Genomic DNA, 25297 nt, shown 5'->3' with positions numbered 1-25297 from the left:
ACGAATAGAATATTGGAAAAGGACAAAGAAGGAGGTCATTTAATGGATGAATTGGAGATAAAAATAAAAGAATTAGAAATGAAAATAGAGGAACTAGAGAGCTTACAAGAGAACTTTCAGGAGACAGTACAAAATCAGCTGGACAATAGCGATGTCAGGATTTTAATGGAAAAGATGCTGGCTGAGAAAGAATTTGTGACTACTTCTGATCTGGAACAAACCGTAAGCAAAAGTCAGGTTCAACTGATTAAATGGATTGTAGGAACGGGAATCAGCTCGGTCTCCATTATTATTGCTTTATTTGAATTCCTTAAATAAAAAAAAGCGGAGGAAAAATCCATCCGCTTTCCTGATTTTGAATGTACTTACTTTTACTCGACAGTAAATTCCTTCGATACTTCGTATTTCTTGCCGTCTTTCGGAGTCATCCAGGCGGTCAGAATATAATCTCCTTTTTCAAGGTTAAGCTCATGAAGGTCAATATCATATGTCAACGACTCCCCCTGCTTCACAGTCTCTTCTCCCAGTGCCTGTAAAAAAGACGCAACGCTTGAGAACAGAAAAACCTCTTTGCCATCCTTCGTTTTTACCGAGTAATCGTATCTTTGTGAACTCGTGAATTCGAGAACCACTTCTTCTTCCGTCTGATTCTTCACTTCATATTGAAAAATCAACGGACTTTCCTCTGTCAAACTTGCAGCCATTTCTCCTGCCACGATTCCGGCACCTCCTTGATCCTGGTCATTATTCGAAACCTGGTTTTCCGTTCCACAGCCGGTTACCAGCAAACCCATCAGCAATACCATCAATATTTTTTTCATTGTCCGTCCCTCCTGTTGAAAAAACTCTTTATCTATTTGTCAGGAGTTCCGTTCAAAAGGTTACATAAATAGATAAACTAAATCACCCATTTTTAAACAAAAGGGGAGAAGTGCCTTTTACACCTCCCCCTCAATTATGCTCTTTTATACTTTTTATCAAAATATTGCTGCAGTCCGCTGCTGGTCATCGAGAAGGCTAATATCGTAATACCAATGGCGACGGTACCGGTAATCGGCAGCCATGGGTGTGACCAGATGTGATGGGTAATCTCCGCGAAGTAGGTCGGCCAAGCATTGGAGGCGTTCATCGCCTTATACACTCCACTGAGCTGGGAAACGAATTCAACACTCAAGAAAATCCCCACGATTCCAAGCTGGCCGATGAGGAATAATGTTCTCCCAAGGTCGGAGAAAAATTGGACGATGAAAAACGGCCTTAGGGGCGGCCAATAGTAATTTTTCAGCATCGTCAAAGCCGATGAGCCTGAGACAATCCCTGCCTCCACATAAGGTTTCTTTGAAATGTCGACCATTCCCTGGTAAAAGATATCAGCAACCCTGCCAGCTTCAATAAGAGCGAGCACAAGCATGATCCAAAGATATCGATTATCGGAAAAAGTAACGAATGGTGTGCCAATAATCAAGATGACAAAGAAAATCGGTGGCATGAATGAGAACAATCGATTCCACATGACCAGTATGCGATGGAAGATTTTCGTATAAAAACTGGCCATCGCCAGCGGAATTGCGATGATGTAACGAATCAGGACGATGGCGAGAATCGTTAACAGCGTTTCTTTCGTACCCAAAAGCACCCTGCTCAATAAATCTTTACCGTTTGCATCAGAGCCAATCGGGAAATCAGCAGATGGTGCAAACGGAGGAAGCTCGAATCCTCCACCTTCTTTTTGCTTCATCACAGTTTCTTTCAACGATGTATCCACAAATGGAAGATATGGTGCTATGAATGCAATTACCAATAGAAAAGATATAATCGTCAGGCCAAATAATAATGATTTATTCATGATTCATCTCCTGTGAAGCCGGGGTGACAAGACTCTTGGAAATCTGCGTGACCAGATTCGAAACCAAAATGATTGTGGCAAAAAAGACAGTATAACCGGCCGCCGAAATTCCGTCGACCATCATTTCCATCCCGACCCTGAAGCCAGTGCCCCTCAGCACCGCGCTAAACAGCCCATCCGCCGCGCCTTGAAAATCCATCAATTTTTCAACGATAAACAGGTTCGATAATACATAAAGAGTGATTGTATTTCCATGCGCCAGAATCTTAGGAAACGAATTCTTCAAGATATGTACGAACAATATTTTCATGCCTGGAGTTCCTTTTGATTTCGCGGTTCGGATGTAATCATTTCCTTCCTGCTCCTGCAGACTTACATTGGTGATATTGGCAAGATAGAAAACAGGATAAATCAGCAGAAATAGAATCCCAACCACATAGGTTTCCAGCTTTTCACTTCCATATAACGTCACATGGAAAAACAAACCTTTTTCATATAAAAACATCAGGCCAATCTGAATGATGATAATGAAAAAGAGATCTGGCATCGAGATGAACAGCCACGTCGTTCCATTGCCAAGAAAATTCAGCTTCTTTTTTTGCATCCTGAAATCAAAGATCCCTTTCAATACGCCTAAAATATAGGCCAAAATCAAGGTTGGAGCAACCAAAAGCAAGCTTTTCCACGCCTTGCCCGCAATCCGATTCGCATACGACTGGCCAGGGACAAACTCTCCAAGGTCAGGGTTCTCCTTTATATAAGTAAAGAAACCTTTGATATTCTGAATATGCATGTCCAATTCATAGTCATAGCTGGCAGATTTGAACTGCCCTCCCTTCCCTGTCTCAAAATCGGTCTTAGCCGGCAAAAACAATATCCCAATAAACAAAAATACGCAGACGATCCATAACACAAACTGCTCGATTGCCTTTTTAAAATAAACCATGAAGCCTCCTGATGGAATGTATTTTATTAAACTAGTAAGTTGCATTCTACCTTTCTCTCAATCTCCTAAATCCTCATAGTGGAGACCTTCATCAGGCAATTGCGTATCCGGCACGCCTACGCTTACCTGCTTGATGCCTTTATCGGTAACAGAATAAGAGTAACTCCAACCCGGCTCATTGTTGAACCTGACTTCCAGATGATAAGGATTATAGTTTCTGCTCGTGCGGTAACTGATCTTGAACTCCTCACTCGGATACCTCTTTTCCAGGTATTCAGTAAGCTGTTCCGTTTTGATATCGCGATGATAGTCGATCCAGAGGGGACGAAGCGCGAAAAAAGCCAACTCTGTTATGATAACAACCACGATTATCTTTATAGCATAATTCCGCTTCTTCATGGGCAAAAGGAAAGTAAGCCCCAGAAGCATCAACACGAAACCCAAAGCGAACAATATCTCAATAATCGTAATAGGATGCATCCTGACACCACCTTTTTTCGACACTAGTTATATTTTACCATTTTTAATTTTTCAGAAAAGTATTTTATTAAGATATTTAATTCTATTTTGGTTGGAGGAGGGCATATAGAGAGGAGTGCAGTGACGATAATTTGAGAGGATGCTATTTTTTTGGGGGAATTTAAAGCCATTTACGTGACGATAAACTGGTCACCCACTTCTTGTGACCGTGCTCTCTCGATCTTCTCTTTCACGGGCACTGACCAATGTTTCACGGTTCCATTAAATTCACTTTTTGTGCCGATAAAATAGGGAACATCCTTAAAAGAATTCCAATTTCCATTTACATTAAAGCCAAAAAAGACGAAGCCCGCGGGCTTCGTCCTAATGTACCTTTTTCTTAGACATATAGAGAAATACCTTGATCATGAAATAGCTGACGTCATCGGGCAGCAGTTCCTTGATGGGCTTGAGCTTGTCACGTCCTGCTTCTGCGACGGCCTGTTCGAGGTCGTCGATATACCCAGAAGGAATCAGCACGTCATAGTCGACTTCCATTCCCTGCTGGATACACTGAATCAGGTGGTTTTCGACCGTGCTTTCTGCCAGCTCGCGCTTTGAGGCTATCTCGGCTACGGATCTTTTTTCCTGATGCAGCTTGTAGGTTTCCAGATGGGAATCACCGATAGTCTTTTTCGCCGGTTTCCTTACTGGCTCCGATACAGCACCCATCACTGGCTGGCGCTCGGGATGCTTCTCGCAGAACTCGATAATCAGCTGAATGAATGGGGCACCATACTTCTGCAGCTTGTGTTCTCCAACACCAGCCACTTTGAGAAACTCCGCATCCGTCAGCGGCAGCTTCAGGCACATATCCTTCAATGAGGAATCGGAGAAAATCATAAATGGCGCTACTTTTTCCGCAGCGGCAACCTCTCTACGCAACTCACGCAGTTCTTCAAACAATGGATCATCGTTTGAAACCTGCTTGACCTGCACCGCTTCCTTCCTGAAGACCTGCGTTTTTCCGAGCAGAACATCCTTCCCTTTTTCCGGCACATAAATCGTCGGGTATGTCCCATGCTCGACGCCGATCAGCTCCTGGGAGATCAGGAACTCAATCAAGTCATTGACCTGCTTGGCATTGCGGTCCTTCATCAGTCCATAAGTCGGCAATTTATCCAGGCGGAACTCAAGGACTTTTTTATTCCGCGAGCCCGTCAATACATTAGCCGTCATGGCCTTTCCGTATTTCTGGCCCATCCGGATGATGCATGAAAGCACCATCTGCGCATCCTTCGTGACATCTTCTGTCTCGCGGGAATCGGTACAATTGCCGCAGCGTCCGCAAGGCTCTGTCTCTGTCTCGCCAAAATAATGAAGGATATAGGATTGCAAGCATTCCTCGGTATGGCAGTATCCGACCATTTGCTGCAATTTTTCCAACTCAGGCGCAATTCGTTCCCGATCAGCAGACTGATCAATCAAAAAGCGCTGAACCTGGACATCCTGTGATGAATACAGCACGGTACATTCACTGTCCAAGCCGTCACGACCGGCACGGCCAGCTTCCTGATAGTAACTTTCCATATTTTTCGGCATCTGGAAATGGAGAACGTACCTGATATTACTCTTATCAATTCCCATTCCGAAAGCCGAAGTCGCAACCATCACAGACGCCTCGTCCTGTAAAAATCGCTCCTGTTCGCTGTTCCGGTCTTCATCATTCATGCCTGCGTGGTAGCGGGCGGCATTGAAACCTTCCTTCTGTAGCCATTCATACAACTGATCGACGATTTTCCTTGTCGCCGCATAAATGATGCCGGCTTCCTTTTCGTTCTTTTTGATAAAATCCCTTAAATACGCCTGGCGGTCCTGGCCCTTTACAACGGAAAAGCTCAGGTTACTTCGCTCAAACCCTGTAATGACCGTATTCTCAGGGTTTATTTTTAACGAAGCGCAAATGTCTTCCCGTACTTTCGGTGTTGCTGTTGCCGTCAAGGCAAGTACAATTGGTTTTCGCGGCAGACGGTCAGCGAGTCCGGAAATCTGCAAATAACTCGGCCGGAAATCATGGCCCCACTGCGAGATACAGTGCGCTTCATCGACGGCGATCAAAGGAATTTCCATGTCCTGCAGGTCGTCGATGAACTCCCAGGACCCTAGCCGCTCTGGAGCTATGTACAACAGCTTGTACTTTCCGTTCCTTGCATCATCCATTCGCGCTGCAGCTTCTCCGGCAGTAAGCGAGCTGTTGATATACGTCGCTGGAATGCCTAGCTGGACGAGCGTATCTACCTGGTCCTTCATCAAGGAAATCAGCGGAGAAATCACGATGGTGGTCCCTGGCAGCACGAGAGCCGGGATTTGATAAACGATCGATTTACCGCCTCCAGTCGGCATGACGCAGACTGTATTTTTTCCTTCCAGCACATAGGAAATTGCCTGTTCCTGTCCCAACCGGAATGAAGAATAACCGAAATGATCTTGCAATAATTGATGGGCTTTTTGCAGCATAGCGAGGTGGCTCCTTTCAGTGAGAAAATGTGGGGAATTAAGGGGTTGCTCTTCCATTTTAACAGATAAGTCTTATGGAACGACAGCAAAAATGCCGTGCTCCGAAAAGAAGCATGGCATTATTTATTCGGCATTCAACATGGATTCTACATTTCGATTTCTAGGCAGCACAATCCGTATAGTCGTGCCTGCCCCAGGTTCGCTTTCAATATCAATGCTTCCTTGATGAAGGTCGATGATCCGTTTGCAGGTGAGCAAGCCCAATCCTGTTCCTTTTTCCTTCGTTGAATAAAAAGGCTCAAAAAGGCGATTGAATCTTGATTCCGGTATTCCGCAGCCTTTATCAGAGACGGTGATCATAACGGCATCTGCACTAGCCTCTTCCAAGCTTACCCCGATGAAATGGCCATTGTTCTCCGTGGCTTCGATCGCGTTCTGCAGAAGATTGATCAGGACTTGTTTTATCTGATTCCCATCACAATTCAAATTGATTTGTACTTTTGCTTCCAATTCAATATTGATGCTCTTCAAATTGGCCTGCGGTCCCATGAATTGGATACAGTCCCTCAATAATTTATTTACGTTTGTGTTTTGAAAACGAACATTTTCTTTCGGTTTGGCAATGAACATGAACTCATTGACGATTTGATTGATTCGCTCCATCTCATCCATCATGATATCAAGGTATGGAATCAACTTTTGATCCGAAACACTTTCTTTGACAATTTTAGCGAAGCCTTTCATGGATGTGAGCGGATTCCTGATTTCATGCGCGATTCCCGCTGCCAGTTCCCCGACTACAGATAGCTTCTCCATTTGCTGGGCCTGCTTCTCCCTTATTTTCTCCTTTGTTATATCAATGGTTGTCCCGATGACTTCAATCGTCACCCCGTTATGGCATACCGGATTCAGGATGGCTAAGTACTGGACTTCCCCAAAGCTGCCTTCATAGTTAACATTTTCGCCATTCCAGGCCTTTTCGTAAAAAAGCTCTTTGCGCTGAGCCTGCTCAGGCGGAAGGAATTCAAACAAAGATTTTCCTACAATAAATTCAGGACAGAGACCCACTTTTTCGATTAGTTTCCCCTCAATGAATGTATGGATAAAAGTGTTGCCTACTTTTTCAAACTTGAAAATAAAGCCTGTTTCCCTAGGTATGAATTGTTCATAATCGATTGCATTACATTGATGATTCACACAGCAACACCCTCAGAAAAGATTCGTTCCCTAATAATTCTTTATAGCTAGGGGAAATCCTTTAAAAAACAGGGAAATAGTGATGGTTAATATTTATCAATTGTCACTCCAAGTACCGATGCCCTGATAAAATCCAGCTTCCTGAAACGCTGCAATTCTTCCGGGGTTCCCGTAACAACCGCCCCGCTGATTAGAAGTTCACCGTTTTTGGCATTGGCCTTAACCGCTTTCAGGGCTTCTTTAACAGAAGCGCTTGATTCGCTTGCTCCTTCTAAGGCAGCTAGATACCCTTGGCCGTTACTTGCTGAATAAGGGTACTCTTCAGTCACTTCGAACCCAAAAGCATTGCCGCCGCCCTTCACTTTTAAACCGTCAGCATCTAGTTCATCATTCATCCTTGCCCTTTGTGGTTCAGTCGTCGTATCCACCCATAGCCAATTGACATTTTCGTGTCCAAGCGTTTTGCTCAGCTGATCCAATGTCATCGGCTCCTTGAAAGACAGGGCAACCTCAACAAGCATATTCTCGTCCAAACCAGCAGCAAGATCCAATTCCTTTGGCAGATAGTCATATGTCAGGCCCGGATAATAGAAATCAATCTTCCGTTCGTTATTATAATCATTATAACGGACCGTCCTTTTCGCTTCTTCGTCCATGGAATCCGTTGTAACCATTCCGCTGCCGCGGTGGATGGTTTGGATCCGGCCGAATACAGGGATTTTCTTTGTTGTTTTATCCCAGACAATCTGCCGGCCGCCAATTTTCTTATAATAAGTTGTTTCCCCTAAGACGCTGAAGAGATTATGGATATAATAAGTGCTTTCTCCAGAAATATTTGCGCCCTTCACCATGCGTTCCATATGATTCTGATTATCCCGCAGTCTTTTATTCAGGAGATAATCACTGCCAACAAATATCACAGTCAACAATACTGCGGATGTAAGGAATGCGATGAATGTGTACTTAATGGTCTGCTTCACTCTCGATTTCTTTATAGCTCTCTGCATGGAAGGACTGCTCATAAAGTCAATATCCTGCGAGTATTTTTCTCTGTTATTCTCTGTCATAGGCTGCCTCCTTTAATACCTTAGCTAAACGCTGCCTGGCCCTGAACAAATTCGTTTTGACGGAACTTACACTAATGCCTAATAATTGCGCTATTTCCTGGTAAGAAAGCCCGCTCTGATACTTCAATAATAATAACTCCTGGTATTGCGGCTTTAACCGGCTCAGCAATTCTCCAAGCTCATTTCTATTTTCCTTTGTTAAAATGGCTGCTTCAGGCTGTTCCTCACTATTGGATGTGTGCTGTTCATTCTCCATATTAAGCTCGATTCGCCTAAGCTTCCGGCATTGGTCATAATGGAAATTCAATGCTACTCGAATCAGCCAGCTGCGGGTTTTCGCCGGCTGGATCGAATCATTAAAAAGCAAGTATTTATATGCGGTTTCCTGAACAATGTCCTCTGCATCGACATGGGCAATCCCCTGCTTCAGCAGGTACCGATAGACAATGTTCAGCTCATGATTAAGATCTTGATTTACATCTCCCATACCGACCTCCCGCATACATAACGTTTATCCTAATGAAAAGTTAACACATCCGGATAAGTTTTTTGTTTATTTTTCCAATAAAAAAAGAACCTGCCTAAGGATGAGGTTCAATCGATATAAAAAAGACTGCTTTCACCATAGGAAAGCAGTCATCACTTTTTACAGTTTTTCTCCAGTCATCTCCATGACCTTCTCTTTCACTTCTTCTATATTGCGCATTTTGTTATCCCAGCATTTTTGGCTGAGGTCGACTGGATATTCTTCGGGGTTGAGCATCCGTGTGTATTCTTCCCAAAGAACGCCTAAGCAGTATGTTGAATGTTGGCGGACTTCTTCCAGGCTCGGCTGGGTGTAAACAAGCTTGCCCTCATTGAAGATATCATGATGCAAATCCCTCGCGTCGAAATTGGTGACGAATTTGCTGATAAAAGTATGGACTGGATGGAACATCTTCAGCCGCTTTTCCTGCTGCGGATTTTCACCTTCGAGCGTGATGTAGTCCCCTTCTGAACGATTGTTGGCTTTGTTGATGATTCTGTACACATTTTTAATGCCAGGCGTCGTTACTTTTTCCGGATTGGACGAAATCTTGATTGTGTCCTCCATCGTTCCGTCTGCCCGCTCGACTGAAACGATTTTATAAACAGCGCCAAGGGCAGCCTGTTCGTATGCTGTGATCAGCTTCGTCCCGACTCCCCAAGTATCGATTTTCGCACCCTGGGCTTTCAGGTTCATGATCGTATACTCATCCAGGTCGCTGGATGCTACGATTTTTGCATCTTTAAAGCCGGCTTCATCCAACATTTTACGAGCTTCCTTTGAAAGATAAGCAAGGTCGCCGCTGTCGAGACGGATTCCGATGAAATTGATTTTATCGCCGAATTCCTTTGCCACTTTGATCGCGTTTGGCACCCCTGACCGCAGCGTATCATATGTATCGACCAGGAAAACGCAGTCCCTGTGCGTTTCCGCATATTTTTTAAACGCGGTGTAGTCATCTCTGTATGCCTGAACCATTGAGTGAGCATGCGTTCCGGAAATCGGGATCCCGAATAACTTTCCCGCACGTACATTGCTGGTAGAATCAAAGCCTCCAACATATGCAGCACGCGTGCCCCAGAGTGCAGCATCCATTTCATGTGCACGGCGGCTGCCGAACTCCATCGCGATTTCGTTCTTTACCACCTGTTTGATCCGTGAAGCCTTTGTCGCAATCAACGTCTGGTAGTTGACGATATTAAGCAGGGCCGTTTCAATCAATTGCGCTTGAACCAGTGGTGCATCTACCCTTACCAGGGGCTCATTGGCAAAAACAATCTCCCCCTCTTGCATCGCACGGATACTTCCTGTAAAACGCAGGTCTTTTAAAAAGGCAAGGAAATCCTCATCGAACTTTCCTTCCTCTCTCAAATATTGAATATCATCTTCTGTGAAGCCAAAATTCTCGATATAGCTGATGATTTTTTCAAGTCCGGCAAAAACGGCATAGCCATTTCCAAAAGGAAGCTTCCGGAAAAATAAATCAAACACCGCGCGGCGATTGTGAACGTCATCGCGCCAGTACGTTTCCATCATATTCAATTGATATAAGTCCGTATGCAGCATCAAGCTGTCGTCTCTGAATTTAGTGCTCATCAAAAAACCTCCAATTTACTGCCATCAATAGGTAGCTGACAAAACGCCGGTCTGTATTACTTGATCAGGCTCCATTCGAGCAGTTATAACTTCGTTGCGTTTTACATAATCTAGTCCTAATCGAGCAGTTATAACTTCGTTGCGTTTTACATAATCTTGCCCTAATCAAGCAGTGATAACTTCGTTGCGCTTTACTTGTCCTCCGCTCTAACCGAGCAGTTATAACTCATTGCGCATTACTTGACCTCCGCTCCAATCGAACTCTCAAAATGACGGAGCGACCATTCATGGCCGATTTGGTCAAAGGAAGCAACAGCATCTTTATAAACAATAACCTTAAATCCTTTGTTATAAGCATCCACCGCTGTATGAAGGACACAAATATCCGTACACACACCGACGAGATGGACTTCAGTGATTCCCCGCTCGCGAAGTTTTATCTCCAGGTCAGTACCGGCGAACGCTGAATATCTCGTTTTATCGATATAGTACACATGATCGAGATGCTTATTCTCTTCATAAACATTCTGCAGGCTTCCGTACAAGTCCCTTCCCTTCGTACCGCGGATATTATGCGGTGGATACAGCTTTGTTTCCGGATGGAACTCATCGCCCTCATCATGGACATCAATCGCGAAAACAACATAGTCACCATTTTCGATGAACTCCTTTGTCACTCCGACAAGCTTTTCTTCAATCGCCTGCCCTGGCTCTCCGCAAGTCAGACGGCCATCATCCGCAACAAAGTCATATGTATAATCGATATTGACCAACGCCTTCTTCCCCATTATGTATCCACATCCTTTTATATTATTATCTTTTATTTTCATCCAAATATGATTTACAGGCAAATTTTTCATACCGCCAGGATATTTTGTTAATATGCAAAGACTGGTACCGGCAAGGTTTTTCCGAAGTTACACCGAGTTTGGACAAAATCTTGGTTTCTCCTCTTCGTTTTGTCCGAAGTCATGCCTTGTTCAGACAAAATCTTGGCTTCTCCTCTTCGTTTTGTCCGAAATCACATCAGGTTCGGACAAAATCCTGGCTTTTCCTCTTCGTTTTGTCCGAAGTCATGCCTTGTTCAGACAAAACCCCTGCTTCTCCTCTTCGTTTTGTCCGAAGTCACATCAGGTTCAGACAAAATCCTGGCTTTTCCTCTTTGTTTTGTCCGAAGCCACACTAGGTTCAGACAAAACCCCTGCTTCTCTCCTTCGTTTTGTCCGAAGTCACACCGAGTTCGGACAAAAACTACTGCTACCCTCTTCGTTTTGTCCGAAGTCACTCCAGGTTCGGACAAAATCACGGCTTTGCCTTTTTGTTTTGTCCAAAGCCACACCGAGTTCAGACAAAAACTACTGCTAACCCTCTTCGTTATGTCCGAAGTCACTCCAGGTTCAGACAAAATCACGGCTTTTCCTCTTTGTTTTGTCCGAAGCCACACTAGGTTCAGACAAAACCCCTGCTTCTCTCCTTCGTTTTGTCCGAAGTCACTCCAGGTTCGGACAAAATCTTGGCTTCTCCCCTTCGTTTTGTCCGAAGTCACACTAGGTTCAGACAAAACCCCTGCTTCTCTCCTTCGTTTTGTCCGAAGTCATAGTAAGTACTTTAGTCTTATTTCAAGCAATTGATAATATCCTCCTATACCCTATCCCCCCAAATAAAAAAACCACTCCAATCGAGGAGTGGCTTCCGTTTATTCTGCTTTAAAGTTCAATTCCAGGTTCTCGGGACGGTCTTCTGGTCGGATTTCATCAAGGGGCACATAAACTTGAATGTGCCTGAACAGGTTTTCGAATTCAGCTGGCAGGTTGCCGCCGTATTCACCGTCAAGGTTCAATTGGACCGTTTCCTTCGATTGGACCTTGATACGGTTTGCCTGTGTGTAAATCACACCTGGGTCATTGATATGCTCACCGCGGACTGCGAGCGAGGCGATTCTGATAAAATCGGCCAAGTTTGTCTTTTTCAAAATCAATAATGAAAATAATCCATCATTGATTGAAGAGTTTGGTGCCAGACGTTCGAAACCTCCAACAGAATTTGTCAGTCCGACAAGAAACATCATGACTTCGCCTTCAAACAGCTTTCCATCATACTCAATGCTTACCTCAGAAGCACGGATGGATGGCAGCATCTCGATCCCTTTTAGATAATAGGCTAGCTGGCCTAGCATTGTCTTGAGTTTGCTTGGCACTTCATATGTCAGCTCCGTCAGTCTGCCACCGCCTGCGATATTGATGAAATATTTATCGTTGATTCGGCCTACATCGACCGGAATTGTTTCGCCTCTAACAATGATGTCGACCGCAGCCTCGATATCCCTTGGGATATGGAGTGCGCGTGCAAAGTCATTCGTTGTGCCGACCGGAATCACACCGATTTTCGGGCGGTATTCCTGTTCAGCGATTCCATTGATCACTTCATTGATCGTGCCATCTCCGCCAGCCGCAATCACCAGGTCATAGCGTCGCTCGACCGCTATCCTTGCTGCCTGCGTCGCGTCCCCTTCGCCTGTCGTTGCATGGCATGAAGTCTCATAGCCGGCATTCTCCAGCTTCACCAGGACCTCAGCAAGATGCTTTTTAAAAACTTCACGACCTGAAGTCGGATTATAAATGATTCTTGCTCTTTTCATACCCATCATCCTACTTAATATCGTATTATATTCCATTCTTTTACATCATAGCCCATTATGGATATCCAGGCAATTACCTCAATATCAATTCTACGGGATATATCATAAACGATTTTCTGTCCATTTGCCAAAAAAGAATCACGATTTATTTAAAATGTTAACTATCGTATTTTTCGAAAAACTCTTCCATTCATGCACATTTTTTTTTACAATACAGAGAGAATGGTTACATAAATTGGAAACCCTTACCGGTTATATAGAGGTACAGATTTATATCCAAAATCCGTTTTACACACTGAAAATTGGACAAGCCTCCAATGAGTATTGTTTAACAGGGTTGAACACCTTAGCGGTTTGGTCACTACTCACTTGCTTTTGCAAAAAAATGCAGCATTTACGTGCCTTATATATAGAAGAGACGTCCTAAAAGGTATAAAAGTTCCCATGGATTTGTTCCTGTACAGAAGATTAAAAATCGTTAAAAAAACATTCTGACCATGACTATTTTAGAATAAAATTCTTTAACTAGATTAAAAGGGTGACACTATATGACTTGGATCTGTCTTTTGGCAGCATATTTGGTTGGTTCCATTCCTACAGCATTATTGATTGGCAAATATTTTTTCCATGTGGATATCAGGGATCACGGCAGCAAAAACCCTGGCGCGACGAATACATTGCGGGTCATGGGGAAGCGTGCCGCGATTGTCGTGCTTCTTGTGGATGTCGCAAAAGGGATGCTGGCGACTTCTCTTCCGATGATTTTCGATACTCCTGTTGAGCCGCTATATGCTGGCTTGATTGCCGTCATTGGCCACTGCTTCCCGATTTTCGCCGGATTCCGCGGAGGCAAGGCAATCGCCACGACAGCAGGGGCGCTGCTGATTGTTGACATCGGAATGTTCCTGGCTGTATATGTGACCTTCTTTGCGGTCATTTTACTTACCAAATATGTGTTCATGGGTTCGATTTCAGTGGGAATCGCGATGCTCGTTTATTCCTTTTTCTCTCCGGAAATTGATGAACCATTTATCTTTACTGCTTTTATTTTATTTTTAATTTTCCTCCATCGTTCGAATCTGCAAAACTTTTTTGACGGCAAGGAACCGAAAATCAATGATAAAAAAGTGAAAGGTGACCGCCTTCCTCCAAAAGACCTTAAGATGTAACGTTAACCATGGCTACCTGGCCATGGTTCTTTTTTGTCCTATAGGTATATTACTAAAGTAAATTACTATTTCAAGAATAGTATTTTCTAAGAAAAAATAGATTGTTAATCATTTGTGCGAAATGATAGAATATTAATTGTATTAGCAATATTTTTTTAATATTTTTTTCGTAATAACAAAGGGGGAAAGATGATGTCCAATGAAATGTATCAAATCATTGCCATAGGGATCTACATGGCCGCGATGCTTTATATCGGCTGGTATTCCTATAAAAAGACTAGCAATCTGACTGACTACATGCTTGGCGGCAGATCGCTTGGTCCGGCAGTCACAGCGCTAAGCGCCGGTGCGGCTGACATGAGCGGCTGGCTCTTGATGGGTCTTCCAGGAGGAATTTATGTAAGCGGTTTAGCGAATGCATGGATTGCCATCGGATTGACCGTCGGCGCTTATCTTAACTGGCTTTATGTAGCACCTCGACTTCGCTCATACACCCATGTGGCGAATGACTCCATCACGATTCCAAGCTTCCTGGAAAACCGTTTTAAAGATGATACAAAGCTTTTAAGAATTGTATCCGGAATTGTTATTCTTCTATTTTTTACTTTCTACGTTTCCTCCGGAATGGTCGCCGGAGCTGTTTTCTTCGAAAGTTCTTTCGGCCTCGATTATCATACCGGCTTGGTGCTCGTTTCCGCAGTCGTCGTTGCTTACACATTATTCGGCGGATTCCTGGCAGTAAGTTATACCGATTTCATCCAGGGAATGATGATGCTCCTTGCCCTTCTGCTCGTGCCGATTATCGGCTTTGCAAAAACAGGGGGACCTGCTGAAACGTTCGATACCATCCGTTCAATCGACCCGACATTGCTTGATTTATTCAAAGGCACGACTGTACTTGGTATCATATCAACTGCAGCATGGGGTCTTGGCTACTTCGGCCAGCCACATATCATCACCCGTTTCATGGCAATCACTTCAATAAAAGAAACAAAGAGTGCAAGAAGAATCGGTATGGGCTGGATGATCTTCTCATTAATCGGGGCTGTCCTGACAGCTTTAATCGGCCTTGCTTATTTCACACAAAATCCTGATGTGAAGCTGGATAACCCAGAGGCAGTCTTCATCGTCCTCGGACAAATCTTCTTCCATCCGTTGTTCGCCGGCCTCATGCTGGCAGCCGTCCTCGCTGCAATCATGAGCACAATTTCGTCCCAGTTGATCGTTACATCCAGCGCACTGACTGAGGACTTATACAAAATTTTATTCAAAAAAGAGAAATCTGATAAGCAATACGTATTCTTCGGACGATTGGCCGTACTCGTAGTAGCGATCATCGCTGCTGCACTTGCATGGGTGCAGAACGACACGATCCTTGGCCTGGTTGCATATGCATGGGCCGGTTTTGGCGCAGCGTTCGGACCAATCATCATCCTGAGCCTGTATTGGAAGAAGATGACCAACTGGGGCGCGATCCTCGGTATGATTGCCGGTGCCACTACAGTTGTCATCTGGAGCAATTTCGGCCTTAGCGATGTCATGTACGAAATCGTCCCAGGCTTCATTATCAACCTGATCATTTCTGTTGTTGTCAGCTTGGTAACTTCCAAACCAAACCCTGAGATTGAAAAAGAATTTGATATGAGTGTTGAAAACTTAAAATCTTAAAAAACGATGCCACAGAGATCCTTTCTCTGTGGTATTTTTATTTCATTTTTCGATAAAATCTTACAGGAAATTACATGTGATAGGTGGAATTTCTATAAGAATTACAAAACTCTGAGGGGAAAAGTTATGAAGAAGAAGCTATTAATCTACGGAACATCTGCAGTACTGTTTTTAAGCGTGCTCATTGCCATGGATCGGTATAAATTATATAAGGAAGAAAAGCCACCCTTGCCCGTTGTAACGATTGAAGGTGAGAAAATTTCTGTCGTAACAGGAGAATACAATTGGCATGGAACCAGGCAAACTTCTGAAGAACCAATTAAGCTGATGGCAGGAACGATTCCATCCAAGGCCAAGGAAAGACAGGAGTTAACTGTAACCTTCCCCGCAGACAAAAAACCAAAACAAATCATGATTAACCAGGTCAATTCTGTTCCTGGTGCTGATAAACTATCAGCGCAAAGCGATACAATACTGATACCAAAAAGCCAGACCGTCCAGAACATACTCTTCCAGATCACAGCAGGCTGGGATGAGGAATTCAATTCTTTCAGCACCTATTTCGTCAACTTATCGATAGAAGACCTGCCTGATTTCTATGATTTCCTATCGAAGAATCCTGAGAAACTTTCTGTACTGGCCATTGTTCCACGTGGAGAGTCAGAAAAGTATGACATTCCCGACGAAGTAAAGGCTAAGCTTGATTCCTTCCACATATCTGATGATATTAATAGTCTAAAAGAGCGTTATCCTGAACTGACGACAAACGTAACACCAGTCTATATGATCTTTACTAATACGCATCTTGCCATTTCAGTATTGGATAAGGAAGCACTCTTTAACATCATAATGGATGATGGTCTGGATTGACGTAAAAGGCCCTTTTGCCAGGGCCTTTATGCTCTCTTAATCAAAATCAAGATAGTCCTTATTCAAAACCAATCTCTCGCCTTCCTTGAACACTTCTTCCAGTAATTCCATCAAATTTGGATAAGAATCAATTGGCTTAAAACTCCTCATATCCATTTGAAGGATTTGGCCTTCTCCGTTATAGACAAAGAATGTTCCGGTGGCCATCGAATCCGCAAACACAAATAAGCCATCCAGGCGTTTTCTATCGCGTAAATAAGGTGGGATATTTTGAAATGAAATTGGCTGATGAATCTGCTCCTCGATGGTCATCCCTTTATAACCGTCCTGTTTGCCTGCGACCCTCAATATATCAAACAAGTAGCAGCCATTAGACGTTAACAGGAATTCTTTAAAGTCATCCGGCACATTGCCTATCTCTTCTTCGAGTGAATGTAACTCTTCAAAGGTCAATGGTTTTTGGATATGAGTTTGCCAGCGGTCTTCGTACAGATTTCCATATAGGATTGTACCAGTCCTAAGTTTTTTCCGGTCATCTTGATAAAGCTTGTCTATCTTTTGCAGGATTTTATTATACATGATCACAACTCCTGGATTTTAATCAACTGTTATAGTACCTGTCCAATGACTAGATTTCAAACGGATCTCCAGGTTTGATCTTTCCAGGCTGTTTTTCTAAAAAACATACGAAATAAACGTATTCTTCGTTAAGTCTGTTAAACTCGAATACGATTTCTTTCACCTTTTTCAAGATGGCTTTTTCCGTTGGGTTTTCAATACATGGGTGTATTCCTTCAATCGATGAGTATAATTTTTTTCTGATACTTCGACGTCGGCAACAATCCGTATTCTTACATTACCTTCCTTCAAAAATTTGACCATTTCTACACAACCTTTATATGTTTTCAACGAGCCACTTCGTTTTCCTTCCCCGATTAGTCATGGCCACTGTTCTATCAGAAATCCATCTTAAATCACCTAGATATTGAGTAAAAACCAGTTCATGCGGCCTCTCCTGGAGGACTTTTTTGCTTTTGATCAATTCACCTGATTTCTTGTCCCTGATGTTCAGCGTTGCACTAAAATAGTCTATGTCATGCGTACAAAACATCTCTGCCATATACTTTCTGTCAGGTGAGGATCTTTGTGCCCAAGTATACTCATTTACATAGTTTCGCTCTTTTATTTCAGCTGTGATCCGATTGAAGACATCATGTTCCCATGAATACTCATTCGCAACTTTAACGATTCCCTCATCGATTTTATTTAGAATAAGTGTTTTTTTATAAAAATCGGATAGAGAAAAATATGAATCTACGTCCAACTTTACCGAAACCTCAGTGAAACCATCTGTGGTGGTCTGCACTCCATCTCCTGGAAATTCCACACAATTGATCATAATTTTCTTTGACCTGTCATTTGGAAAGCGACCTAGTAAAAAAGTGTACAAACCGGCTATGCACCTAACCTGGTCTCGAAACAGCATTCTTTTTCTCTTCCAACCTTCTTCATAATCAAAGCGTAACGCTTCGGTCTCAGTAAGAGAATGCCTGGCCATTACCCTTTTGATATCTTCGTCTTTTTTTATATAAGGTAAATCCAAATCAATATCTCTAAGTAAAATAGAGGCCAGCCCCCTTTTGTGTTCTCAAGCTAATAATAGCACCAGCACGTTTGTAAGAATATGTATTTAAAGAACTATTTTTAACCCGACTTTCCCCCTTTCCCGGGAAATATCGACAAAAAAGCTGGCGAACTAATCGCCAGCTTTCGCTATTATCTCTTATTCAATTCTTCGACTAGCAATTTGTTTACTAGCGGCGGGTTCGCCTGGCCTTTTGTTGCTTTCATGATTTGGCCGACAAGGAAGCCTTTTGCTTTGTCCTTGCCACCTTTGAAGTCTTCGACTGATTGCGGGTTTGCATCGATGATTTCAGTGATGATCTTGAGCAGCTCGCCTTCGTCGGAGATTTGGACAAGTCCCTTCTCTTTAACGATTTTTTCCGGGTCGCCGCCGTTTTCGACCAATTCCTTGAATACCTGCTTGGCGATTTTGGAGGAAATCGTTCCATTCTCGATCAGCTTGATCAAGCCGGCAAGCCCTTCAGGAGTCAGTGCTGTTTCATGCAGCTCTTTTGATTCTGCTTTCAAGTAGGCTGAGAATTCACCCATCAGCCAGTTGGACGCCTGCTTTGGATCGGCTCCTGCTTTAACGGCAGACTCGAAGAAGTCAGCCATCTCTTTCGATACGGTTAAAACTTCTGCATCATAAGCTGGCAGTCCCATCTCCTCGACATATTGCTTTTTCCGCTGATCTGGCAGTTCAGGGATTTCAGCACGGACTCTTGCCTTCCACTCTTCATCGATGTAAAGATCCGGGAGATCCGGTTCAGGGAAATAACGATAATCGTCAGATCCTTCTTTAACACGCATTAGCAGAGTGGTATTCGTCGCTTCATCAAAGCGGCGCGTTTCCTGCTGGATCTCACGGCCAGCGAGGATTTCCTCTTCCTGACGCTTTTCCTCGTACTCAAGACCTCTGCGGACAAAGTTGAAGGAGTTCAAGTTCTTAAGCTCCGTCTTCGTGCCGAATTCCTTTTGCCCGACCGGCCTGATCGAGATGTTTGCATCACAGCGAAGAGACCCCTCTTCCATTTTACAATCCGATACGCCCGTATATTGAATGATCGACTTTAACTTCTCAAGATAAGCATATGCCTCATCCGGAGTGCGTATATCGGGCTCCGATACGATCTCAACAAGCGGCGTTCCCTGACGGTTGTAATCAACAAGGGAATAGCCGTTGCCATGTGTCAGCTTGCCGGCATCCTCTTCCATATGGATACGGGTGATGCCAATTTTCTTTTTATAGCCATTAACTTCGATCTCAATCCAGCCATGCTCCCCAATCGGTTTGTCGAACTGGGAAATCTGGTACGCCTTCGGGTTGTCCGGGTAAAAATAGTTCTTGCGGTCGAATTTCGTATGCTCCGCGACTTCGCAGTTCAAAGCCATAGCGGCTTTCATAGCGTACTCAACCGCTTTTTTATTCACGACCGGCAGTACTCCAGGGTATCCAAGGTCAATTACGCTTGTATTTGTATTCGGCTCAGCACCAAAATGGTTCGGACTCGCCGAAAAGATTTTTGATTCTGTTTTTAATTCAACATGGACCTCAAGGCCAATTACCGTTTCAAACTTCATCATTTTCACCCCTTTACAGCTCAGGTTTTTGTTTATGGAAATCTGTTGCCTGCTCGAATGCATGGGCAACTTTATATACAGTGCTTTCATCGAAATGACGTCCGATAATTTGCAGGCCAAGCGGCAGACCTTTGTCAAAGCCGCAAGGGACCGAAATCGCCGGCACACCTGCAAGGTTGACCGGGATCGTCAGAATATCATTCGCATACATTGTCATCGGGTCTCTTGTGTTCTCGCCAAGTTTGAATGCCGGCGTAGGTGCAGTAGGACCAATAATGACATCATATTGCTCGAACACTTTCTCAAAGTCCTGCTTGATCAGCGTGCGGACCTTCTGTGCTTTTTTATAATAAGCATCATAATAACCAGAGCTCAGCGCGAACGTACCAAGCATGATCCGGCGCTTAACTTCCTCACCGAAGCCTTCCTCGCGTGTCATCTTGTACATTTCGAGCAGATTCTCAGCATTCGGTGAACGGTAGCCATAGCGGACGCCGTCAAAGCGCGCCAGGTTGGCAGATGCTTCGGAAGATGACAGCAAGTAATAAGTCGCCAGGGCATACTTCGAGTGTGGCAGGGAAACCTCTTCCCAAGTCGCTCCGAGACGCTCAAGGATAATAAGCGCATCCCTTACTGACTTGCGCACTTCTTCGTTGACACCTTCGCCAAGATACTCCTTAGGCACAGCGATTCTTAAGCCCTTGATATCGCCAGTCAATGAAGCGATATAGTCAGGGATGTCCACTTTTGCGGAAGTTGAATCCATTTCATCGTGTCCCGCGATTGCTTTTAACAAAAATGCATTGTCTTCTACATTGCGAGTGATTGGGCCGATTTGGTCCAAAGAAGACGCAAATGCGATCAATCCAAAGCGGGAAACCAGTCCGTAAGTTGGCTTCATGCCTACCACACCGCAGAAAGAAGCCGGCTGGCGAATCGACCCGCCTGTATCAGAGCCCAAAGAGAACAACACTTCACCTGCAGCAACTGAAGCAGCCGAACCGCCAGAAGAACCACCTGGCACCCGGTCAAGATTCCATGGGTTAAGAGTCTTTTTAAAACCGGAGTTTTCGTTTGAGGATCCCATCGCGAATTCGTCCATGTTCAGCTTGCCGATCGTCACTGTTTCCGCTTGCTTCAGCTTCTGTGTGACCGTCGCATCGTAAATAGGATCAAAGTTTTCGAGAATCTTGCTCGCTGCCGTCGTGCGCAGGCCCTTTGTGACGATATTGTCCTTGATGCCAATCGGCAGTCCGTATAACTTACTTGTTGGCACATTTTGGATAGCCTTATCATCCAATGCCTTCGCCGCTGCCCTTGCGTTTTCTTCATCCAATGTTAAAAATGCCTGGACTTTGCCTTCGACCTCGCCAATCCGCTTAAACGATTCATCGACCAGGTCGGAAACGCTTAGATCTCTTTTATGTATAAGCTCATGAAGCTCCGATATCTTGTGTTCAAATAAACTCATCGCCGGTCCTCCTACTCTATAATTCCTGGCACTTTGATCTGTCCATCCTGGTGCTCAGGCGCATTCTTTAAAACCTCTTCACGCGGAAGGCCCTCTTTTGCACGGTCTTCCCGCATGACATTCTTTATTTCAAGCACATGTGCAGTGGGCTCAACATTATCCGTATTCAGCTCATTCAACTGCTCAGCATATGTAATGATTTTATCCAGCTGGTCCGTCAGCATTTTTGCTTCCTTTTCCGTAATCGCCAATCTCGCCAGGTGTGCAACATGCTTCACCTGTTCCTCAGAAATCCTTGACATAAAAGCACCTCCATTGTAAATCGTCAGACAATAATAATACTGATCATAGCAAAGTTTTCCACGTTAAAGCAATACAAGCCTTGCTGTTTGTACTATTTTAACAGAAGCAGAGGAAGATCGCAGAATTATAAAACATGATATTTGTTTGTTGTTCATAAACAGCGGGAAGGTATAGCCAAAGGAGGTTTAAAGAACTTGGCTATCTTAACTTTTTTCCTGGTCATCCTGTTAGCAGGAGTTCATCTATCGGTAAAATACTACTCCAAGTTGATGGAGCAGCCGCGTAAGCCAATTCTCAGCTTCGCCGGTGGCGCATCCATTGCCTATGTGATCGTGCATCTTCTGCCTGAATTCCAGAAGGTGCAGGAGGAATTCAATAAGCTAATACACATTCCCAAGCATTATGAAGATTATAGCTTATACTTGGTCGCGACCGTTGGCTTCATCGTTTTTTATTCCATAAATCATTTTGTAAAAGCATCTGAACAGAACAGCCCCCATCGTTCTGTCTTTATTTATCATATTGGAGCATTTGTCCTCTATAATTCTTTCATTGGCTATTACCTGATTAAAGGTTTGAAGCAGGAACCTAAAGCAGTGGTCATATTCACAGCAGTTTTCACCTTGCATCTTATGATTAACGATGTCGGACTTCGGCTTGACCACAAAAAGCGCTATGACCCATGGGGTTCGTTGATCCTCGCAGTTTCTGTAGTCGGGGGATGGCTGCTTGGCTTCTTCATCACACTCTCTACCTTCATTTTCGCCCTGTGGTTCAGCTGGCTTGCAGGAGGAATTTTATTGAACACCATTAAAGAAGAACTGCCAAAAGAACGCAAGAGCAAGCTTCTTCCGTTCATTTTAGGAGTTGCAGCTTCAACATTATTGTTCATATTAATTTGATACTTCTAGTTTCATAAAGACTCAGCGAGTATAATTTTAATAAGTACCTAAAGTGGAGGCGTGATGTTCCATCCTACATTTTATTTTCGATTTAATCAGCGATCTATTTGCGAGTGCAGGACAAAGCGGTTCCATAAACACGCAAAAAGTGGATCAGAATATCGCAAGACTGAATGAGCATGAATGGTTCAAAGACATATATACAAATGAAAAGTACCGCCGTTTATTTTTTGTGAACCGCTATGTCAGGGGGTATCTGCAAAGCTCCTTCCGCGTTAACAAAATGATTCGCGATTTAGATGCCCGGGAAAAATTTTTACGATTATTGGACAAACAACTAGAATAGGGGATGGAATTCTGCTCCATCCCCTGCCCCATTGCAGGCATGCCTATGATATTGAAAACTCGAGGAAATTCTCTAATGTGTTATTTTCCATGACTCGAATGCTCACTGATTCCCAAGGCCATTTTTAAATACTGTACAAACAAGATGGATTGCTCTTTGATTTTCAAATCTTCTCTCGATAACATCGCGTCCTCCACCGCTAGGCCGTCAATGAACGCAATGATCGAACGCGCAACGATTTCATTGTCAAACCTCGTGCTGAATTCACCATTTCTTTGCCCGTCATTGATAATATTGGCATAAATACTCAAGCCATTATTGTATCGTGTTTTTCCGTATGCTCTCCTGTGCTCATCATTTCTTCCGATGATAAAATACTCAAGTTTTGCCGGGGCTAAAGGATCCATTTCATCATCAGGCTCCCCGCCCTCGCCAAAGATGGTTTTCATGAGCATATCCCAATAAGATGTCGCATTTTCCTTTAACATCTCCAATGTCTCATCCAATTCCAGCGATAAGCCTTCTTCAAGAATCGTTTCGAACACTGCCTCTTTATTTGAAAAATATTGATACAGCCCGCCTCTGCTGACATTCGCAGCGTCCATGATGTGCTTCATCGTGGCCCGCTCATAACCATATTCAATGAAAACTTTCTCTGCCGCTTTCAGAATTTCAGCTCGACGCTGTTCCATGTGCTCCTGACTGACCTTCGGAGACATTGACTCTCCCCCGTTCTATTTTACTTTTAAAAATCAGACCAACCACCGAGACTGCAACCAATAAGAGCCCTGTTATCACAAATGTTGGAACTACTCCCAGCATAGTAGCAAGCAATCCTCCAACCAATGGACCGATGATTGTTGCAGTGGTCGTTACACTATTTAATACACCAAAAACCCTGCCTGTCATGTGTACCGGAGTATCGGTTTGGACAGCAGCCTGAAAGGGGATGAACACCAAGCCGGCAGAAAATCCAGCAACCAATCCCAGAGCAGGACCCCATAAAGTTGGCAGGTCTAAATCCAATCGAGTCAATACAGCCATCAAACTAAAAGAGACCCCAATCCCACAAACCCCAATGAACAATAGAATCAGAGCATTATAGTCTGTTTTTTTAGCCAACAGCAATCCTGCAAAAAACATCCCGACCCCCGATGCCGTAACAATATAGCCAAACAGGTCAGGTGAAACATTCGACAGTTCCCTGAGTAAGACGATGATTTGGGAGTCAGAAAGCTGTAAAATCAGCAGGCTCACCCCTAAGACCGTAATTCCCACTATCAAGAAACGATTTCCCTTGATAAAGCTGATTCCTTCTATAAAATCTTCTTTAAACGAAGCTCCCTTGGATCCATCTGACTCACTCCTGATTGATGCCGCTGCCTTTGGTAAAGTGAGCAGCAGAAGCGCCGAAATGACAAATGTACCGGAGTCGATAAAAAACACCAGCTGTGTGCCAAAAGCCGAAACCAGGAGTCCGCTCAGCAATGGCCCCAGCACCTTCGTTCCTGAATCAATCATGGAAGTAATCGACATGGCGCTTTTCATGTTTTCCTGATTTATAATCTCTTTAAGCTTGCCGTTCTTTGCCGGGACAAATATAGCTGAAAGCATTCCGATCATGAACAAGCAAATATAAACAGTCCAGAGTGAGTTGGCAAAAGCTAGAATCAGAATAAGGCCTGCTCTCACTAAGTCTGAAACAATCATTAATGCTTTTCTATTAAACCTGTCAGCAATCGTTCCGGTAAAAGGTCCAAGCAGCGCCATTGGCACCGCCAAACAAAGGATAATCATCGACACCTCCATTGGAGATGCCTCCCACTTCAATCCAACCATCGTTATGATCGCAATGACACTCAACCAGTCACCAACACTTGATATTAACTGTGCTAGCATCAATGTAATAAACGCTTTGTTTTTTGAAAGACCATTCATCATAATCCCTCCATTTTTAAAACGACGGTAGTGTCGTTTTTCTTGATTTTATTATAACGACATTAATGTCGTTTTTCAACCACCTTTATAAAATTCGGGCTATTTTTTTAAAGTAATTGAAATGGAGGCAAAAAAAGAGGCAACCTTAAAGGCTGCCTCCCGTCTCTATTTTCCAAATAACTTCCTAAACCCAGATAAGAAACCCTTTTTCTTGTTGGCTTGAGCCGTCTGGATCACCGGTTTCTTTTTACCAAGATAAATCTCCTCTTTATCAATCGCATGGTTATGGGCCAAAACAAGTCCGAGCTCTGAGTCATAATCCTTGTTTGTCACGATCGTGAACTCAATGCCCCGCTTTTCAGCCGCTTTGATGTATTCCGATAAATATCGATATGATATATGGCCATTTAAAAAGAGGTGGGCTTCACGATTTTCATCCATAAGCTGCTCGACTTCAGGTTCAACACCCTTCCTCATCACCTCGCCCTGCGTGAGCGCAATGACCACCCGCTCCCTCAGTGTCGTAAGGAAACGCCGTCTCTCATCAGGCTTCGTCTGTTTTGCACCATGGATTCCCTGCTGCAGATACTCATCCAGTTTGCTATCGCTCAACCTAGTCACCCCTAACTTAATA

Annotated in this window: 24 protein-coding genes; 5 read left to right on the top strand and 19 right to left on the bottom strand. The window is 43.8% G+C overall.

Annotated elements, in window-relative coordinates; genetic code table 11:
• Positions 1-42: 42 nt before the first annotated feature.
• A complete protein-coding gene (locus LGO15_RS01855) occupies positions 43-318 on the top strand; it encodes a hypothetical protein (protein ID WP_226086455.1) in 276 nt (91 codons plus the stop codon).
• 53 nt (positions 319-371) lie between these two features.
• Here the strand turns inward: LGO15_RS01855 and LGO15_RS01850 are convergent, their stop codons facing one another.
• From LGO15_RS01850 to LGO15_RS01800, 11 genes are all read right to left on the bottom strand, one after another.
• Entirely contained in the window at positions 372-821 is a 450-nt protein-coding gene (locus LGO15_RS01850; protein ID WP_226086454.1) for a BsuPI-related putative proteinase inhibitor, read from the bottom strand.
• Between the two features lie 134 nt (positions 822-955).
• Entirely contained in the window at positions 956-1846 is an 891-nt protein-coding gene (locus LGO15_RS01845) for an ABC transporter permease subunit (protein WP_167832395.1), read from the bottom strand.
• The gene (locus LGO15_RS01840; protein WP_226086453.1) at positions 1839-2792 is read right to left on the bottom strand and encodes an ABC transporter permease subunit; all 954 of its coding nucleotides are present in this window, start codon (positions 2790-2792) and stop codon (positions 1839-1841) included. The genes LGO15_RS01845 and LGO15_RS01840 overlap by 8 nt, the downstream gene beginning before the upstream one ends.
• A gap of 57 nt (positions 2793-2849) precedes the next feature.
• A complete protein-coding gene (locus tag LGO15_RS01835; RefSeq protein WP_226086452.1) occupies positions 2850-3272 on the bottom strand; it encodes a hypothetical protein in 423 nt (140 codons plus the stop codon).
• 363 nt (positions 3273-3635) lie between these two features.
• Complete coding sequence (gene recQ / locus LGO15_RS01830) at positions 3636-5768, bottom strand: DNA helicase RecQ (RefSeq protein ID WP_226086451.1); 2133 nt, start codon at positions 5766-5768, stop codon at positions 3636-3638.
• A 123-nt stretch (positions 5769-5891) separates the two neighbouring features.
• A complete protein-coding gene (locus LGO15_RS01825) occupies positions 5892-6965 on the bottom strand; it encodes an ATP-binding protein (RefSeq protein ID WP_226086450.1) in 1074 nt (357 codons plus the stop codon).
• Positions 6966-7051: 86 nt separating this feature from the next.
• Positions 7052-8032, bottom strand: a complete 981-nt coding sequence (locus tag LGO15_RS01820; RefSeq protein WP_226086449.1) for an anti sigma factor C-terminal domain-containing protein — start codon at positions 8030-8032, stop codon at positions 7052-7054.
• Entirely contained in the window at positions 8019-8519 is a 501-nt protein-coding gene (locus LGO15_RS01815; RefSeq protein WP_226086448.1) for an RNA polymerase sigma factor, read from the bottom strand. The genes LGO15_RS01820 and LGO15_RS01815 overlap by 14 nt, the downstream gene beginning before the upstream one ends.
• 159 nt (positions 8520-8678) lie before the next feature.
• Entirely contained in the window at positions 8679-10154 is a 1476-nt protein-coding gene (locus LGO15_RS01810; protein WP_226086447.1) for a nicotinate phosphoribosyltransferase, read from the bottom strand.
• Positions 10155-10390: 236 nt separating this feature from the next.
• A complete protein-coding gene (locus LGO15_RS01805; RefSeq protein WP_226086446.1) occupies positions 10391-10942 on the bottom strand; it encodes a cysteine hydrolase family protein in 552 nt (183 codons plus the stop codon).
• Positions 10943-11850: 908 nt separating this feature from the next.
• Entirely contained in the window at positions 11851-12792 is a 942-nt protein-coding gene (locus LGO15_RS01800) for a diacylglycerol kinase (RefSeq protein ID WP_226086445.1), read from the bottom strand.
• 548 nt (positions 12793-13340) lie between these two features.
• Here LGO15_RS01800 and plsY point away from each other — a divergent pair.
• The 3 genes from plsY to LGO15_RS01785 all read left to right on the top strand — a co-directional run bounded on the left by plsY (position 13341) and on the right by LGO15_RS01785 (position 16499).
• Positions 13341-13961, top strand: a complete 621-nt coding sequence (gene plsY / locus LGO15_RS01795) for a glycerol-3-phosphate 1-O-acyltransferase PlsY (protein WP_226086444.1) — start codon at positions 13341-13343, stop codon at positions 13959-13961.
• 192 nt (positions 13962-14153) lie between these two features.
• Positions 14154-15629 (top strand): sodium/proline symporter PutP, encoded by a 1476-nt coding sequence (gene putP, locus LGO15_RS01790; protein WP_226087793.1) that lies wholly within the window; start codon positions 14154-14156, stop codon positions 15627-15629.
• Between the two features lie 126 nt (positions 15630-15755).
• Positions 15756-16499 carry a hypothetical protein gene (locus LGO15_RS01785; RefSeq protein WP_226086443.1) on the top strand — a complete coding sequence of 248 codons (744 nt, stop codon included), beginning with the start codon at positions 15756-15758 and terminating at the stop codon, positions 16497-16499.
• Positions 16500-16535: 36 nt separating this feature from the next.
• On the opposite strand, the gene LGO15_RS01780 is transcribed toward LGO15_RS01785, so the two are convergent.
• The 5 genes from LGO15_RS01780 to gatC form a co-directional block, all read right to left on the bottom strand.
• Positions 16536-17078, bottom strand: a complete 543-nt coding sequence (locus LGO15_RS01780) for an SMI1/KNR4 family protein (RefSeq protein WP_226086442.1) — start codon at positions 17076-17078, stop codon at positions 16536-16538.
• Between the two features lie 316 nt (positions 17079-17394).
• Positions 17395-17865, bottom strand: a complete 471-nt coding sequence (locus tag LGO15_RS01775) for a hypothetical protein (protein ID WP_226086441.1) — start codon at positions 17863-17865, stop codon at positions 17395-17397.
• 410 nt (positions 17866-18275) lie between these two features.
• Positions 18276-19703, bottom strand: a complete 1428-nt coding sequence (gene gatB, locus LGO15_RS01770) for an Asp-tRNA(Asn)/Glu-tRNA(Gln) amidotransferase subunit GatB (RefSeq protein WP_226087792.1) — start codon at positions 19701-19703, stop codon at positions 18276-18278.
• A gap of 13 nt (positions 19704-19716) precedes the next feature.
• Entirely contained in the window at positions 19717-21174 is a 1458-nt protein-coding gene (gene gatA / locus LGO15_RS01765; RefSeq protein ID WP_226086440.1) for an Asp-tRNA(Asn)/Glu-tRNA(Gln) amidotransferase subunit GatA, read from the bottom strand.
• Between the two features lie 11 nt (positions 21175-21185).
• Complete coding sequence (gene gatC, locus LGO15_RS01760) at positions 21186-21476, bottom strand: Asp-tRNA(Asn)/Glu-tRNA(Gln) amidotransferase subunit GatC (RefSeq protein WP_226086439.1); 291 nt, start codon at positions 21474-21476, stop codon at positions 21186-21188.
• A 195-nt stretch (positions 21477-21671) separates the two neighbouring features.
• Here gatC and LGO15_RS01755 point away from each other — a divergent pair, with 195 nt between their 5' ends.
• Positions 21672-22379: a hypothetical protein gene (locus LGO15_RS01755; protein WP_226086438.1), complete on the top strand. Its 708-nt coding sequence runs from the start codon at positions 21672-21674 to the stop codon at positions 22377-22379.
• 426 nt (positions 22380-22805) lie between these two features.
• Here the strand turns inward: LGO15_RS01755 and LGO15_RS01750 are convergent, their stop codons facing one another.
• From LGO15_RS01750 to LGO15_RS01740, 3 genes are all read right to left on the bottom strand, one after another.
• On the bottom strand, positions 22806-23417 hold the full coding sequence (locus LGO15_RS01750) for a TetR/AcrR family transcriptional regulator (RefSeq protein WP_226086437.1): 612 nt from the start codon (positions 23415-23417) through the stop codon (positions 22806-22808).
• A complete protein-coding gene (locus LGO15_RS01745; RefSeq protein ID WP_226086436.1) occupies positions 23398-24666 on the bottom strand; it encodes an MFS transporter in 1269 nt (422 codons plus the stop codon). The genes LGO15_RS01750 and LGO15_RS01745 overlap by 20 nt, the downstream gene beginning before the upstream one ends.
• A gap of 162 nt (positions 24667-24828) precedes the next feature.
• Positions 24829-25275: a YueI family protein gene (locus LGO15_RS01740; protein ID WP_226086435.1), complete on the bottom strand. Its 447-nt coding sequence runs from the start codon at positions 25273-25275 to the stop codon at positions 24829-24831.
• Positions 25276-25297 lie beyond the last annotated feature (22 nt).

Source organism: Mesobacillus sp. S13 (genome assembly GCF_020422885.1).
Lineage (GTDB): Bacteria > Bacillota > Bacilli > Bacillales > Cytobacillaceae > Mesobacillus > Mesobacillus selenatarsenatis_A.
This window is presented reverse-complemented; position numbering and strand designations above follow the sequence as displayed.

Bases quoted from the DNA above. Each gene is read 5' to 3' on its own strand.
- LGO15_RS01855 (WP_226086455.1), top strand. From the start codon at position 43: ATGGATGAATTGGAGATAAAAATAAAAGAATTAGAAATGAAAATAGAG.
- LGO15_RS01850 (WP_226086454.1), bottom strand. From the start codon at position 821: ATGAAAAAAATATTGATGGTATTGCTGATGGGTTTGCTGGTAACCGGC.
- LGO15_RS01845 (WP_167832395.1), bottom strand. From the start codon at position 1,846: ATGAATAAATCATTATTATTTGGCCTGACGATTATATCTTTTCTATTG.
- LGO15_RS01840 (WP_226086453.1), bottom strand. From the start codon at position 2,792: ATGGTTTATTTTAAAAAGGCAATCGAGCAGTTTGTGTTATGGATCGTC.
- LGO15_RS01835 (WP_226086452.1), bottom strand. From the start codon at position 3,272: ATGCATCCTATTACGATTATTGAGATATTGTTCGCTTTGGGTTTCGTG.
- recQ (WP_226086451.1), bottom strand. From the start codon at position 5,768: ATGCTGCAAAAAGCCCATCAATTATTGCAAGATCATTTCGGTTATTCT.
- LGO15_RS01820 (WP_226086449.1), bottom strand. From the start codon at position 8,032: ATGACAGAGAATAACAGAGAAAAATACTCGCAGGATATTGACTTTATG.
- LGO15_RS01815 (WP_226086448.1), bottom strand. From the start codon at position 8,519: ATGGGAGATGTAAATCAAGATCTTAATCATGAGCTGAACATTGTCTAT.
- LGO15_RS01810 (WP_226086447.1), bottom strand. From the start codon at position 10,154: ATGAGCACTAAATTCAGAGACGACAGCTTGATGCTGCATACGGACTTA.
- LGO15_RS01805 (WP_226086446.1), bottom strand. From the start codon at position 10,942: ATGGGGAAGAAGGCGTTGGTCAATATCGATTATACATATGACTTTGTT.
- LGO15_RS01800 (WP_226086445.1), bottom strand. From the start codon at position 12,792: ATGAAAAGAGCAAGAATCATTTATAATCCGACTTCAGGTCGTGAAGTT.
- plsY (WP_226086444.1), top strand. From the start codon at position 13,341: ATGACTTGGATCTGTCTTTTGGCAGCATATTTGGTTGGTTCCATTCCT.
- putP (WP_226087793.1), top strand. From the start codon at position 14,154: ATGTCCAATGAAATGTATCAAATCATTGCCATAGGGATCTACATGGCC.
- LGO15_RS01785 (WP_226086443.1), top strand. From the start codon at position 15,756: ATGAAGAAGAAGCTATTAATCTACGGAACATCTGCAGTACTGTTTTTA.
- LGO15_RS01780 (WP_226086442.1), bottom strand. From the start codon at position 17,078: ATGTATAATAAAATCCTGCAAAAGATAGACAAGCTTTATCAAGATGAC.
- gatB (WP_226087792.1), bottom strand. From the start codon at position 19,703: ATGAAGTTTGAAACGGTAATTGGCCTTGAGGTCCATGTTGAATTAAAA.
- gatA (WP_226086440.1), bottom strand. From the start codon at position 21,174: ATGAGTTTATTTGAACACAAGATATCGGAGCTTCATGAGCTTATACAT.
- gatC (WP_226086439.1), bottom strand. From the start codon at position 21,476: ATGTCAAGGATTTCTGAGGAACAGGTGAAGCATGTTGCACACCTGGCG.
- LGO15_RS01750 (WP_226086437.1), bottom strand. From the start codon at position 23,417: ATGGAACAGCGTCGAGCTGAAATTCTGAAAGCGGCAGAGAAAGTTTTC.
- LGO15_RS01745 (WP_226086436.1), bottom strand. From the start codon at position 24,666: ATGATGAATGGTCTTTCAAAAAACAAAGCGTTTATTACATTGATGCTA.